Genomic DNA, 13,546 nt, shown 5'->3' with positions numbered 1-13,546 from the left:
GAACTGACCGGTTCGCGCTGCTGGCCCGGCAGGATGAATGCCTGCCGGGCAAGTGAATCATTTGCTGAGACTGCTGCGTGCCAGTTGCAGCAGTTCCCGGGCTCTGCCAGTCAGGCGTTTGAGGCCGGTCTTTTTCGCCGGCGGGGTCATACCTTGCTGCCGCAACCAATCCTTCCAGCGGATGCGCTCCTCGCGTACCACCCAGCCGTCCTGGGCGGCGAAGCTTTCTGCCAGATACAGGCCACGAGTACCCGCTGGCACCAGCTTGTCGCGCTTGAGCGTGTAGAGCTCAGGCAGCGGTGCTCCGTTTTCCAGAGGCATCAGGTACAGGTCGGGCTTGCTTCGGTTAAGGCGGGCGACCAGTTGATCGTTTTCGAGTACTTCATCGACATGAAACAGGCTGATGGGACGTGCCTCCTTGGGGATTTCCAGGCGCATGTCATAGATCAGCTGTAACGAGGCGGTGGGCAGATGCACGTAGGCTCTAGGGCGTTCGAGCAGCGGCAGGTTGCCGTTGCGCACCGGCCGGGCCGCCCCGGAAAGCGGGCTCAGGCGAAACGGCATCGCCTCTCGGTAATGCAATGCGGCGGCGTAAGGGGCAGGCAGCCAGGTCTCCTTGAACAGCCCGCTGAGCCAGCCTTGTGGTGTTTCAATCAAGCACTCTTCTGCTACTTCCTGAATGGCGGTGTGCAGCGGCAAAGCCAGTCCATGCGCGGGTACGTAACCGGAGATCAGCTTGAGCACCACATCGCCCCGGTCCTGGCGGCGTTGTCGGACCAGCACCCAGTAATCACGATTCTGCCAACTTATCGTCAGCCTGATGGACACTCCGAGATTGGCCAGTTCGGTGTCGAATCGCTCTGTGTCCGGCACCTCGATCTTGCGTCGACGCTGCAGGGTCTGGGCAAAGTTCATCGGCATGCCGACGCTCTGATAGGTCAGGCCTTCGGGCGTGGCTTCGACGAATAACGGCAGCGTTTTGAAGTTGCTCGGATTCTTGCGAATCAGCGTGCGCGGCATATCGGCTCCTTCTTGCGTTGGGGTCGGCCGCCCAAATCAGGCTTGACGGCAAATCACTGCAGCGGCGGTTGCAACGTTGTGAGCCAGATGCAGAGGGTTAATGGTCCCGACAATAGCACTGGCCACGCCCGGATGCTCAAACAGCAGCTGGAAACTCGCGTGTACCGGGTCGATGCCTGGCGTCAGGCAGACATGGCCGCTGGCCAGCGCCTTTTTCACCAGAATGCCTTTACCGTGCGCAGCAGCGTAGTCCAGAACCGGCTTTTCACCCTGTTGATCAAGGTTGTAAGTAACCATGGCGCAATCGCCTTCGCGCAGGGCCAGCAAGCCACCCTCGACGGTCTTGCCGGAAAAGCCGAAGCCACGGATCTTGCCTTCGCGCTTGAGCTCGGCAAGCGTCTGATAAACCTCGGCATCGTTGAGAATGGCCAGATCGTTGCCGTCCGAGTGCACCAGTACCAGGTCCAGAAAATCGGTTTCAAGGCGTTTCAGGCTGCGCTCTACCGAGCGGCGTGTGTGTTCAGCACTGAAGTCGTGACGCGACTCACCGTTCTCGAACTCTTCACCCACCTTGCTGACGATCACCCAATCCTGACGTTGCCCCCGCAGCAGCGGCCCTAGACGTTCCTCACTGGTGCCGTAGGCCGGGGCCGTGTCGATGAGGTTGATGCCCATGTCACGCGCCATCCTGAGCAGCATCTGCGCCTGCTGATCGTCAGGGATCTTGAAACCGCTGGGGTATTTGACGCCCTGATCGCGGCCTAGCTTGACCGTGCCCAGGCCAAGCGGTGAGACATTGAGGCCGGTACTGCCCAGCGGGCGATGCAAGTTGTGCAGGGTTTTCAGGCTCATGGCAGCAGTTGATCCCAGACAGGTATGGCCACTGGCGGCTTGGGCACATCCACCAACGGTGGTTGCGGCGTAGGGTGGATGCCCTCTTTGGACAGCGTGGCCAGCAAGCGATCAGCGAAGTCGGGTGCCAGTGCCAGCTTGGTCGGCCAACCCACCATCAGGCGCTGCTGGCTGTCGAGAAAGGCGTTGTCCGGGCGTACCAGGCCAGATTGCGCCGGCTCCGCTCGATCAACACGCAACGTCGCCCACTGCGCCTGGCTCAGGTCGACCCAGGGCAGCAGCGATTCCAGCTCTTTGCGGGCGGTGGCAATCTGTGCGGCCGGCGCGCGCGCGACCCCGTCCGCTTCTGCGAGCTCGCCACCCAGGTACCAGACGCATTGGCCATCGGCCGCCGGGTGCGTGGTTACGGTGATACGTGGCTTGGTGCCGCCGCCCAGGCAGTGAGCGAACAGCGGCTTGAGGGTCGGGCCCTTGACCAGCACCATGTGCAACGGACGGCGCTGCATTTGCGGTTGCGACACGCCGAGTGCGTTCAGCAGGTCGGCATTGCCGCCGCCAGCGCTGAGCACGATGCGTTGTGCATGAATGTCCCGGCCGTCGACCCGCAGGCCGATCAGCTCATCGCCTTCGTGCAGCGGCTCGATCTGCTGGCCCGCCAGCAAGCTGTCTTCAGCCAGTGCCGCGAGACGGTCGATCAGGCTGGGCACATCGACTACCAGCTCGGCCAGCCGATACACCTTACCTTTGAATTTCGGGTTTTGCAGTGCGGGCGGTAGTTGTTCGCCTTTGACCTGATCCACACGCCCGCGCACCGCCTTGCTGGCAAAGAAGCTGGTCAGATTGCCGGCCAGCGTGCCGGGCGACCAGAGATAATGCGCTTCGGACAGCAGGCGCACGCCGGTCAGATCCAGCTCGCCCTTGCCTTCGAGCGCTTCACGCCAGCGGCGTGGCATGTCGGCAATGGCCTCGGATGCTCCCGATAATGCGCCATGCAAGGCGTACTTGGCCCCGCCATGGATGATCCCCTGAGACTTCAGGCTTTGTCCGCCACCCAGGCTTGCGCTTTCTACCAGGACTGTCGAGAACCCTTGACGGCGCAACCGTGCATTGAGCCAGAGACCGGCTACGCCTGCCCCGACAATCAGGACGTCAGTGGAAATAACAGATGGCATGAGCACCTCAGTGGGTAAAGAATCCGGCCATTATAGGGGATCGGCTTTTCAATTCCCCGCTCAATGCCCTGCGGTTTTCGAGAACAGCTGAATAACCACTACACCGGCAACGATCATGCCCATGCCGAGCAGCGCGGGCAGGTCGAGCTTTTGCCCGTAGACGAAGAACGCCGCGATGCTGACCATGACGATACCCATGCCTGACCAGATGGCGTAGGTGATGCCGACCGGAATCGTGCGCATCACCAGAATCAGCATCCAGAACGCTACCGCGTAGCCAGCGATAACCAGCACCAGTGGCAGCGGCGTGCTCAGGCCTTTGACGGCCTTCATGGAGGTGGTGGCGATGACTTCGGCGCAGATGGCGACGGCCAACAGGTAATAAGGGTTCATGGTGTTTTCCTTGTGGTCAGGCTGCGCATTCTAACGGTTTGCAATGACAGGCCGGATGCGTCACACGGCTCCGGCAATCGTGTTCGCGTCTTCATGCAGTTGTGGCATTGCGAGGGCCTGCTGATAAACTCCGCGCCCATGAATAGAACCCTCTATACCCTGCTGTTTCATCTCGGTCTGCCGCTGGTTGCCCTGCGGTTATGGTTGCGTGCGCGCAAGGCTCCGGCTTATCGCCAACGCATCGGCGAGCGTTTCGCCATCGGTTTGCCCGCGATGCAGCGTGGCGGCCTCTGGGTGCATGCCGTTTCGGTTGGAGAAAGCATTGCTGCCGCGCCCATGATCCGAGCGTTGCTGGCGCAGTATCCACAATTGCCGATCACTGTGACTTGCATGACGCCCACAGGTTCGGAGCGAATCAAAGCAATGTTCGCCAACGAGCCGCGCATTCAGCACTGTTATCTGCCGTATGACCTGCCTTGGGCCGCCGGGCGCTTTCTCGATCGTGTGCAGCCGCAGTTGGGTATCATCATGGAAACCGAGCTGTGGCCCAACCACATCCACCAATGCGCCAGGCGCGCCATCCCGGTGGTCTTGGCCAATGCCCGGTTGTCCGAGCGCTCGGCGCGGGGTTATGCACGCTTTGACCGGCTGACCCGACCGATGTTGGCGGAGATGGCGCTGTTCGCCGTGCAGACCGAAACCGAAGCGCAGCGTTTCCGCGAGCTGGGCGCGCGCCCAGAGTGTGTCACGGTAACCGGCTCGATCAAGTTTGACCTGAGCATCGACCCGCAATTGCTCGAGCGCGCCGCCCAGTTGCGCCAGCAGTGGCAGGCGACGCAACGGCCTGTATGGATCGCTGCCAGCACTCATGCCGGGGAAGACGAAAGCGTGCTCTCGGCTCATCGTGCGTTGTTGGCGAGCCATCCGGATGCGTTGTTGATTCTGGTGCCGCGTCATCCCGAGCGTTTCGACAGCGTGCATGGATTGTGTGAGCAGCAGGGCTTCACGACCGTGCGCCGCTCGACAGCGCAGGCGGTCACGGCCGAGGTGTCAGTGCTGCTGGGCGACACGATGGGCGAGTTGCTGTTTTTGTATGCGCTGGCAGACAGCGCCTTTGTCGGCGGCAGTCTGGTGCCCAATGGCGGGCACAATCTGCTGGAGCCAGCGGCATTGGCCAAGCCTGTCCTCAGCGGTCCGCATCTGTTCAATTTTCTGGAAATCGCCGCCCTGTTGCACAGCGCTGGCGCGCTGGAGGAAGTGGCTGACGCCGCTGCACTGGCCGTTGCCGTTCAACGTCTGTTCGACCAGCCGCAACTTGCCCGCACCATGGCGGATGCGGGGCTGGACGTCATGAAGGCGAATCAGGGCGCGTTGCAGCGGCTACTGGACGGGATCAAGCGGCTGATCTGAAGTCAGCGCCTGAACCCTTGTGGGTGACCGCTGATCTTCAGCGCTGTGCCGGTCTTTCGAAGTTTTTCTGTGCGGCCGTTGCCAGGTCTGGCGGCAGGAAGTCCTTGTCCGGGTTGTAGTCCGGTTTCAGGTAGCGCGACAGATCCTGCAGGTCACCGGGGTTCAAGGTTCCCGCTGCCTGCTTGAGCCGCAGGTTGTCGAGAATATAGTCATAACGGGTGTTGTTGTAGTCGCGAACCGACGCGTACAACTGACGCTGCGCATCCAGCACATCGACGATGTTGCGCGTGCCGACCTGATAGCCGATTTCAGTCGCTTCCAGCGCGCTCTGGTTGGAAATGATTGATTGCTTGCGCGCCTGAACCTGTTCCACGTCAGTGTTGACCGCACGGTGCAGGTTACGCGTGTTTTCCACCACTTGACGGCGCAGGCCTTCGCGGCGCTGCTCGCTTTGGCTCAGGCGCGAGTAGGCTTCCCGAACCTGCGAGCTGGTCAGGCCGCCGCTGTAGATCGGAATATTCAACTGAACGCCAATCGTGCGTTGCTCGACGTCGCCGCTGTAGTTCTGGCCCGTGTAATTGGGATTGTTGAAGCCCAGCGCATCATTGTCGCCACGCTGGTAGGTCGCAACGGCGTCCAGCGTTGGCGCGTGGCCGGCCTTGCGCTGACGCAGGGTTTCTTCGGCGGCGTTGACCGCGTAGTTGCTGGCCAGCAGGTTGAGGTTCTGTTGCGCTGCGGTGTCGACCCAGGCTTTGGCGTCGTTTGGCATCGGCGCGAGAATCGGCAAGGTGTGTACGATGCCCTCGATGGAGTTGTATTCACGGTTGGTCAGCGTCACCAGTGCCTGAAACGCGTCGTCAACCTGGCGACGAGCAATGATCCGATTGGCGCGGGACGTGTCGTAACTGGCTTGTGCCTGCAGCACGTCGGTCTTGTCCGAAAGGCCGACATCGAAGCGTTCATTGGCTTGATCCAGCTGACGCTTGAATGCTGACTCTTCGGCTTTGGTTGCGGCCAGATTGTCCTGCGCGCGCAGCACGCTGAAGTAGTTTTGCGCCGACTGCAGGATCAGATTCTGTTCGGTGGCCGACAACTCGAGCGCAGCCTGTTCGTTGACGGCTTCGGCGGCCTGCAACTGGAACCAGCGATCGGCTCGGAAGATCGGTTGGCTCAGGGTCGCCTGGTAAACCGTACCGCTGCGTGTCGCTGTAATGCGAGGCTGGTCAATGCTGGTGCGGGTGTTATTGGACTGGGCGCTGCCGGAGATATTCGGCAGCAGCCCCGCACGCGCCTGCGGTACGGCCTCTTTGCGAGCCGCGTAATCGGCACGGGCAGCGGCAAGGTCGGCGTTGTTGTCCACGGCCTGCTCGTACACGTTCACCAGACCGGTCTTGGTCGGCAGCGGCACATCGGCCGCCCAGACCAATCCGTTGGACGCAAACGAAACAGCCACGGCCAACGAAAGTTTGCGCAACATGAGGCGTTCCCTGTTCATGAAGAAGTAATCACAGTTTGATGAAAACCGGGTTAGCGAGTGTAGAGCCAGACGCAACGGGCAACAATCGGCGATTTCAGCCATTTATCGAGCCCGGTGCAAATTGGCTGGCGTTCTGGCTGCACGCCAGCATAGACTGAGCCCGTTCTTGTCGGGGTGCCTTGCTATGAGGCTGAGATCGGTTAAACCGGATCCCGTTGAACCTGATCAGGTTAGCGCCTGCGTAGGGAACAAGATTTCTCGTCTCCCGGCGAGTCCTCTTGAGTGTCGTCCGGGGTCGATCGTTCAATATCATGAACCGTTTCGCCTCCTTTCGTTGCTCAGCACTCTTTCTTGCAGGGTGCATCCGTCCGTTCTGATCAGGTCACTCCGACAATAAATCCGCAACTGGATGTCTGGAGAGCCGTGATGAGTACAAAACCAAAAAACGCAGCCCATTTGAGCGAGTCGGCACAGGTCGATTCCGGATCGGTGAAGCCGTTTACCCGTTCGCAGAAAATCTACGTTCAGGGCTCTCGCCCGGACATCCGCGTGCCGATGCGTGAAATCACGCTCGACGTGACGCCGACCGACTTTGGTGGCGAAATCAACGCCCCGGTCACCGTCTACGACACCTCCGGCCCTTACACCGACCCCAACGTCATCATTGATGTGCGCAAAGGCCTGGCCGACGTGCGTTCGCCCTGGATCGACTCGCGCAACGACACCGAGCGCCTTGCCGGTCTGAGCTCGCATTTCGGCCAGCAGCGCCTTGGCGATGCCGAACTGACCGCACTGCGTTTTGCCCACGTGCGCAATCCGCGCCGCGCCAAGGCCGGTGCCAACGTCAGCCAGATGCACTATGCGCGTCAGGGCATCATTACCGCCGAGATGGAATACGTCGCCATCCGCGAAAACATGAAGCTTCAGGAAGCGCGCGCCGCTGGCCTGTTGAATCAGCAGCACCCAGGCCACAGCTTCGGCGCGAGCATCCCCAAGGAAATCACCGCCGAATTCGTACGCGAAGAAATCGCTCGTGGTCGTGCAATCATCCCCGCCAGCATCAATCACGTTGAGCTGGAACCGATGATCATCGGCCGCAACTTCCTGGTGAAGATCAACGGCAACATCGGTAACAGTGCGCTGGGCTCGTCCATCGAAGAAGAGGTCGCCAAACTGACCTGGGGTATTCGCTGGGGCTCGGACACGGTCATGGACCTGTCGACCGGTAAACACATTCACGAAACCCGCGAGTGGATCATCCGCAACTCGCCCGTACCGATTGGCACCGTGCCAATCTATCAGGCGCTGGAAAAAGTCGGCGGTGCAGCCGAAGACCTGACCTGGGAGCTGTTCCGTGACACGCTGATCGAGCAGGCGGAGCAGGGCGTTGACTACTTCACCATCCACGCGGGCGTGCTGTTGCGCTACGTGCCATTGACCGCCAAGCGCGTCACCGGCATCGTCAGCCGTGGCGGCTCGATCATGGCCAAGTGGTGCCTGGCGCATCACAAGGAAAACTTCCTTTACACCCATTTCGAAGACATCTGCGAAATCATGAAGGCCTACGACGTCAGCTTCTCGCTGGGCGACGGCCTGCGTCCAGGCTCGATTGCCGATGCCAACGATGCTGCGCAGTTCGGCGAGCTGGAAACCCTGGGCGAGCTGACCAAGATCGCCTGGAAACATGATGTGCAGACCATGATCGAAGGTCCTGGCCATGTGCCTATGCAACTGATCAAAGAGAACATGGACAAGCAGCTGGAATGCTGCGACGAAGCACCGTTTTACACCCTCGGCCCACTGACCACGGACATTGCGCCGGGCTATGACCACATCACTTCCGGCATCGGTGCGGCCATGATCGGCTGGTTCGGTTGCGCGATGCTGTGCTACGTCACGCCCAAGGAGCATCTGGGGCTGCCGAACAAGGATGACGTCAAGACCGGCATCATCACTTACAAGATTGCGGCTCACGCCGCTGACCTGGCCAAAGGGCATCCGGGCGCGCAGATCCGCGATAACGCCTTGAGCAAGGCGCGCTTCGAGTTCCGCTGGGAAGACCAGTTCAACCTCGGGCTGGATCCGGACACTGCACGCTCGTACCACGACGAAACCTTGCCGAAAGACTCAGCCAAGGTCGCGCATTTCTGCTCCATGTGCGGGCCGAAATTCTGCTCGATGAAAATCACTCAGGAAGTGCGCGAGTACGCTGCCAATCAGCGAATTGAAGCCGTGGATGTGGATGTTGCCAAAGGCCTTGCAGAACAGGCCGAACGCTTCAAGCAGGAAGGCAGCCAGCTGTACAAAAAAGTCTGAGGCTGATCAATGGCTTCACTCTGCCAAGAGTGAAGCCATTGGCGCGAGCCGGGACATGCTGTCTTGCTCGCGCAGGCTGTCGAGCAGTCGATGAAGCTTTATTGAATGTGAGGGCCTCTTCGCCAGCAAACGGAACGCCGCCCGGCTGACTCCCGCAGGTGGACTCAGTTGGATGCGCACTTGTGGGAGTGAGCGTGCTCGCGAAGGCTGCTGAACAGGCGATGAAGCTTGAGTGTCAGGCGTCGCGCAATCTGTTTGCGAAATTTTGAAACATCCTTAAAACGTCCTCAAGAGACATCAAAGTGAACACACCTGGCACTTATTCACCTGACTCACCCGTTCCCGCCAGTAAGCGGGTCTTTGGCGGGCGAGATCTGTTTTCGCTGTGGTTCTCGCTCGGTATTGGCCTGATGGTGTTGCAGACCGGCGCCTTGCTGGCGCCTGGGCTCGGCATGTCGGGATCGTTGCTGGCGATTTTTCTGGGCACATTGGTCGGCGTGATGTTGCTGGCCAGTGTCGGTGTGATCGGCAGTGACACTGGGCTGTCGTCCATGGCAGCGCTGAAGCTGAGTCTTGGCACTCAGGGCGCTTCGTTGCCCGCCGTATTGAACCTGCTGCAACTGATTGGCTGGGGCTCATTTGAAATCATCGTGATGCGTGACGCGGCCAGTCTGCTGGGCGGTCGCGCCTTTGCAGAAGGCAGCCCGTGGGCGAATCCTCTGCTCTGGACACTGTTTTTCGGTGCGCTGGCGACATTGCTGGCTGTCAGCGGCCCGTTGACCTTCGTTCGCCGAGTCCTGCGTAAATGGGGCATCTGGCTGTTGTTGGCGGCCTGCGTCTGGCTGACCTGGAACCTGTGGGCCAAAGCAGACCTGGCCGCGCTCTGGTCGCGTGGCGGTGATGGCTCGATGCCGTTTGCAGTGGGTTTCGACATCGCTATCGCGATGCCGCTTTCATGGTTGCCGTTGATCGCCGACTACTCACGTTTCGGCAAGCGCGCCAAAAACGTGTTTGGCGGCACGGCGGTGGGGTTTTTCATCGGTAACTTCTGGCTGATGAGCCTGGGCGTCGCCTACACGCTGGCATTTGCACCCAGCGGCGAAACCAACGCGTTGTTGTTGGCGCTGGCGGGCGCAGGGCTGGGCATTCCGCTGCTGTTGATTCTGCTCGATGAAACCGAAAACGCCTTTGCTGACATTCACTCGGCGGCTGTTTCCAGCGCCATGCTGTCACGGGTCAAGGTTGAGCATCTGGCGTTGGCAATAGGCATCATCTGCACATTGATCGCCTGTCTGGCGCCGCTCGCGCAGTATCAGAACTTCCTGCTGTTGATTGGCTCGGTGTTTGCGCCGCTGTTCGGCGTAGTGCTGGTGGATCACTTCATTCTGCGCCGTCGCAGTGGTCAGGCTGCGGCTGTCGGCTTGCGCTGGATGAGTCTCCTGGCGTGGCTGGGCGGTGTCAGCACGTATCACGTACTGGCCAATCTCTACCCGGATGTTGGCGCAACACTGCCAGCGCTGATCTTCGCTGGCGTGTTGCAACTGCTGATCGGCGGGGCGATCACCCGCGGCCGGGGAACAGTTCCGGCTTGAGGATGCCGTTGAGCTGAGGATAAGGAATCTTCAGCTCGATATGGCCCATGGAGTACGGGGCAATAGTCTCGACTGGATATTTCAGGATGACCGCGCCGTACGTCAGCGCAATGTGCGGCGTGCGCTTGAACGGCCAGGTTTTGACGAACTCGCCGTCTTCGCCCATCTTGCTCGATACCAGCCAGCCCTGATGGGCCAGTTCGGCTTTCTGCCAGAATTCGCTTTCCTTGCCCGGAATCACCATGTCCGCCAGCGTCAAAACCTTCTGCTGCTGACGCGAGTAGTTGATGAAAGCGCGGCCCGGATTGCCGTGGGTGCCGCCGTTGTCCAGGTAGCTGGACAGCTCGACCACCACGATACCGTCATGCTGTTCGCGTACCTTGGCTTGCAGGTAGCTGCTGTTGCGGCCCTGCGCCTGGTTCAGGAACTGCTCCTGATAGGCCTTGAGCGAAGGCGCGACCGGAGCACTCGAGTCTGAGCGGGTCAATTGCAGCAACGTCTTCTGAACAATGGCGTCCAGACGCTGCTCGTCAGGGAAATGCACGGTGTCGATGTTCACCAGCGGGCAATCCGCAGTGGTGCAGCCGGGCTTGATCAGCTCGGATGCATCGCGCTGGACTTGCAGCGGTGTGCGCATGTTGGGCGTGAAGAGGCTTTGGCAGGCGCCCAGCAACAGGGCCAGGCAAGCCAGTGAAGTGATCCTCAATAACGACATGTTGATCCTTGGCAGTGTCAGTAAAGGCGGTTGCGTTGTGCGTATGCAGGCTGGTTGGACTGTCAATCGCGTCTTCGGTTCGCCACTGGGCGGATTAGAATTGTTTTAACCACTGGCCGTCTACCCTGCATCTTCAAGGGGGCTGCATCGAGTGGTCGATGCGCGTTAGGATGACCCGATGTCAAAGATGGCGGCAAGTGAGAAACCTATGACCCAGACCACCCGATCCGTACCCACGGCTTTTGAGATCACCCGGCGGGAAAACTGCTTCAAGGGGTTCTATAAGCTGGACAAATTATATGTACGCCACGAGCTGTTCGACGGCGGCACCAGCAAGGAGATCAGCCGCGAACTGTTCGTCCGTCACGACGCCGTGTGCGTGCTGCCTTATGACGCAAGACGTGATGAAGTGGTCCTGATCGAGCAGTTTCGCGTTGGCGCGGTCGAGAAGGCCGGCAACCCCTGGCTGATCGAACTGGTTGCCGGGTTGATCGACAAGGATGAGCAGCCGGAAGAAGTTGCTCATCGCGAGGCAGAGGAGGAAGCTGGGCTTGTATTCGGTGCGCTATGGCCGATCACCAAATATTTCCCTTCGCCGGGCGGCAGTGACGAATACGTGCATTTGTTTCTGGGCAAGTGCGACAGTGAGGGGGCAGGCGGGCTGCATGGGCTTGAGTCCGAAGGCGAAGACATCCGCGTCACAGTCTGGTCGTTTGACGACGCAATGCAGGCCGTGGCTGACGGACGAGTCATGAACGCGGCGACCATCATTGCCTTGCAATGGCTGGCGTTGAACCGCGTTGAAATAAGGGGGTTATGGTCGTGAATCTATTGCGCGAGCGCTACCGTGTTGACCTTGCCGGGCTTCAGGCTGCGTGCGAAGCCAACTACGCGCGCTTGATGCGTCTGCTGCCGGACATGCGCAACGAACAACGTTCGCGGCGTGTGGCCGTCACCCAGGGTGATCAAATGCTGGGCGTCCTGGCGGTCGAAGTCTTGCTCGACTGCCCGTACACCACCACCCTGCAGGTACGCCAGGAGCACAGCTTGCCCTGGCTGCCGGTTCCAAAGCTTGAAGTTCAGGTCTACCACGACGCACGCATGGCCGAAGTCATCGGCGCCGAACATGCCCGTCGCTTCCGGGGGATTTATCCGTACCCCAACGCCGACATGCACCAGCCAGACGAAAAAGCCCAGCTCAACCTGTTTCTGGGGGAATGGCTGAGTCACTGCCTCGCGTGCGGGCATGAGTTCGAATCGGTTCGTTGATTCATCTTTCGATACTTTTTGACACGCTCTGCTGATAGATGCCGCTATTCATGGGCGGCATTCTGCTGAATACGTTTCAGCCTTCGTTCCCGAAATTTCCCGATACTTTTTGACGCTGGACGACCTCGCGCCAGCGCTTAAACTCGCCGGCTGTTTTTCATCTGCTTACGTTCAGCCAGGGTTTCACGACCGACTGAACTGCACCGCCCCAGCGCATGGACGCGTGATCATTGGTACAAGGAGTTCACCGCCATGGGTGTTTACGACACCAGAGGCAACTATTCGCCGACGCCGGGTGTTTGCCGGCCGACCGGACCTGCCAAATCCCCGCCGGAGCCACCGCCACCCGAATACACTTGGGAAAATCAGCCCCCACGTACGTTCTACAGGGAAGAAGCCAAAGCCAGCTGTCTGGTGGGGGTTTGATTTCCTTGGACTAACGGTGAGTGTCTGGTTGGCTGTCCTTGAGGGCTTATTCAGGAAGACGGTCAGGTCATTCGGGGCACGCTGGATTCCAAGGGTTTTCTCAGTCAGGTCATCGAGGGGCGTGCACATCGGATTCGGCTCAATCCGCAGTTCGATCCGAAAGCGCAGTTGGGTGGCATTCGAGCAGAACTGCAAGAGATCCCGCACGAAATCCTGGCTGCCGAGCGAGTCGAAGCCGACCGTCTGACAGCGATCCAGGCGCAGCGCAGCGCGGTTGCCAATGGCTTTTATGCCCAGATCGCGCTGGGACGGGGATTTTTGTACGGCGCCTGGGGGCTGGTTGAGTCAGGCCTTGAATTCGCTGATCTGGCCAACCCCTTTGATGAGCTTGCGCAGGCGTCAGTGGCGGCCTGGAAGGCCGAGCCGGAACCCGGAAAAGGCTGGCTGGATTCATTTCTGGAGCAATACACGGCGGCTCAATACCGCGACCTGGCTGCTGCACTTGGTTTTGATCCCGCGACCATCAGCCGAGAAAAAATGGCGCAGGCCTATGAGGCTGCGAACTACATCTTCGAGGATGCAGCCAGCAAGCGTGTACTCCGAGACTTTGCCGCAGAATACGTCAGTCTCCAGAACCACGAATCCATTCTCCAGTTCACCGGGGGGAAGGGTTTTCGAGATCGTACTGGCAGCCTTGCTGGTCTTTCTGACCGGCGGCACCGGCCTCGCAGCCCGCGCTTCAGTCGCATCCACACGATTGACGCCACTGCTCACACGGTTAGGCGAGACACTGGGCAAGCTGGGCGCTAATCTCAAGAAAGCCAGGGTTAACGAGGCAGGGGTTGCTGAAGGCAAAGGGAGCGGATCGCAGACGGTTGTGATTCCGCAGGCGAACGGTATCACA

At 60.0% G+C, this 13,546-nt stretch carries 12 protein-coding genes and 1 riboswitch; of the genes, 6 read left to right on the top strand and 6 right to left on the bottom strand.

The annotated features are described in order from the left end of the window. Positions 1-57 precede the first annotated feature (57 nt). The 4 genes from KDX37_RS15435 to KDX37_RS15420 are packed head-to-tail and all read right to left on the bottom strand — an operon-like array spanning position 58 to position 3,437. Positions 58-1,020, bottom strand: coding sequence for a metal ABC transporter ATPase (locus tag KDX37_RS15435; protein ID WP_231653547.1), 963 nt, complete (start codon positions 1,018-1,020; stop codon positions 58-60). A 36-nt stretch (positions 1,021-1,056) separates the two neighbouring features. Next, positions 1,057-1,872 (bottom strand): aldo/keto reductase, encoded by an 816-nt coding sequence (locus KDX37_RS15430; RefSeq protein WP_231653546.1) that lies wholly within the window; start codon positions 1,870-1,872, stop codon positions 1,057-1,059. After that, positions 1,869-3,044 carry an NAD(P)/FAD-dependent oxidoreductase gene (locus tag KDX37_RS15425; RefSeq protein ID WP_231653545.1) on the bottom strand — a complete coding sequence of 392 codons (1,176 nt, stop codon included), beginning with the start codon at positions 3,042-3,044 and terminating at the stop codon, positions 1,869-1,871. The genes KDX37_RS15430 and KDX37_RS15425 overlap by 4 nt, the downstream gene beginning before the upstream one ends. 60 nt (positions 3,045-3,104) lie before the next feature. Further along, on the bottom strand, positions 3,105-3,437 hold the full coding sequence (locus KDX37_RS15420) for an SMR family transporter (RefSeq protein ID WP_231653544.1): 333 nt from the start codon (positions 3,435-3,437) through the stop codon (positions 3,105-3,107). Between the two features lie 138 nt (positions 3,438-3,575). Here KDX37_RS15420 and waaA point away from each other — a divergent pair, with 138 nt between their 5' ends. Continuing rightward, positions 3,576-4,847 carry a lipid IV(A) 3-deoxy-D-manno-octulosonic acid transferase gene (gene waaA, locus KDX37_RS15415; RefSeq protein ID WP_231653543.1) on the top strand — a complete coding sequence of 424 codons (1,272 nt, stop codon included), beginning with the start codon at positions 3,576-3,578 and terminating at the stop codon, positions 4,845-4,847. A gap of 37 nt (positions 4,848-4,884) precedes the next feature. Here waaA and KDX37_RS15410 read toward each other — a convergent pair whose 3' ends face one another. Next, a complete protein-coding gene (locus KDX37_RS15410) occupies positions 4,885-6,324 on the bottom strand; it encodes a TolC family outer membrane protein (RefSeq protein WP_231653542.1) in 1,440 nt (479 codons plus the stop codon). 160 nt (positions 6,325-6,484) lie between these two features. Beyond that, positions 6,485-6,589, top strand: a riboswitch (TPP riboswitch). 161 nt (positions 6,590-6,750) lie between these two features. Here KDX37_RS15410 and thiC point away from each other — a divergent pair. Together thiC and cytX are read left to right on the top strand one after the other, a co-directional pair. After that, the gene (gene thiC / locus KDX37_RS15405; RefSeq protein WP_231653541.1) at positions 6,751-8,640 is read left to right on the top strand and encodes a phosphomethylpyrimidine synthase ThiC; all 1,890 of its coding nucleotides are present in this window, start codon (positions 6,751-6,753) and stop codon (positions 8,638-8,640) included. A 302-nt stretch (positions 8,641-8,942) separates the two neighbouring features. Beyond that, positions 8,943-10,232, top strand: coding sequence for a putative hydroxymethylpyrimidine transporter CytX (cytX, locus tag KDX37_RS15400; protein WP_231653540.1), 1,290 nt, complete (start codon positions 8,943-8,945; stop codon positions 10,230-10,232). Here cytX and KDX37_RS15395 read toward each other — a convergent pair. Next, complete coding sequence (locus tag KDX37_RS15395; protein WP_231653539.1) at positions 10,201-10,947, bottom strand: RsiV family protein; 747 nt, start codon at positions 10,945-10,947, stop codon at positions 10,201-10,203. The two genes, cytX and KDX37_RS15395, sit on opposite strands and share 32 nt — an antisense overlap. Positions 10,948-11,155: 208 nt before the next feature. Here KDX37_RS15395 and KDX37_RS15390 point away from each other — a divergent pair, with 208 nt between their 5' ends. The 3 genes from KDX37_RS15390 (at position 11,156) to KDX37_RS15380 (ending at position 13,452) form a co-directional block, all read left to right on the top strand. After that, complete coding sequence (locus KDX37_RS15390) at positions 11,156-11,773, top strand: NUDIX domain-containing protein (RefSeq protein ID WP_231653538.1); 618 nt, start codon at positions 11,156-11,158, stop codon at positions 11,771-11,773. After that, positions 11,764-12,216, top strand: a complete 453-nt coding sequence (locus KDX37_RS15385; protein WP_231653537.1) for a DUF1249 domain-containing protein — start codon at positions 11,764-11,766, stop codon at positions 12,214-12,216. Before KDX37_RS15390 ends, KDX37_RS15385 begins: the two co-directional genes overlap by 10 nt. A 594-nt stretch (positions 12,217-12,810) precedes the next feature. Continuing rightward, positions 12,811-13,452: a hypothetical protein gene (locus KDX37_RS15380; RefSeq protein WP_231653536.1), complete on the top strand. Its 642-nt coding sequence runs from the start codon at positions 12,811-12,813 to the stop codon at positions 13,450-13,452. The last annotated feature ends 94 nt before the right edge of the window (positions 13,453-13,546 follow it).

Origin of the sequence: Pseudomonas californiensis (assembly GCF_021147775.1) — a bacterium.
In the GTDB taxonomy this organism is placed as follows: Bacteria; Pseudomonadota; Gammaproteobacteria; order Pseudomonadales; family Pseudomonadaceae; genus Aquipseudomonas; species Aquipseudomonas californiensis.
This window is presented reverse-complemented; position numbering and strand designations above follow the sequence as displayed.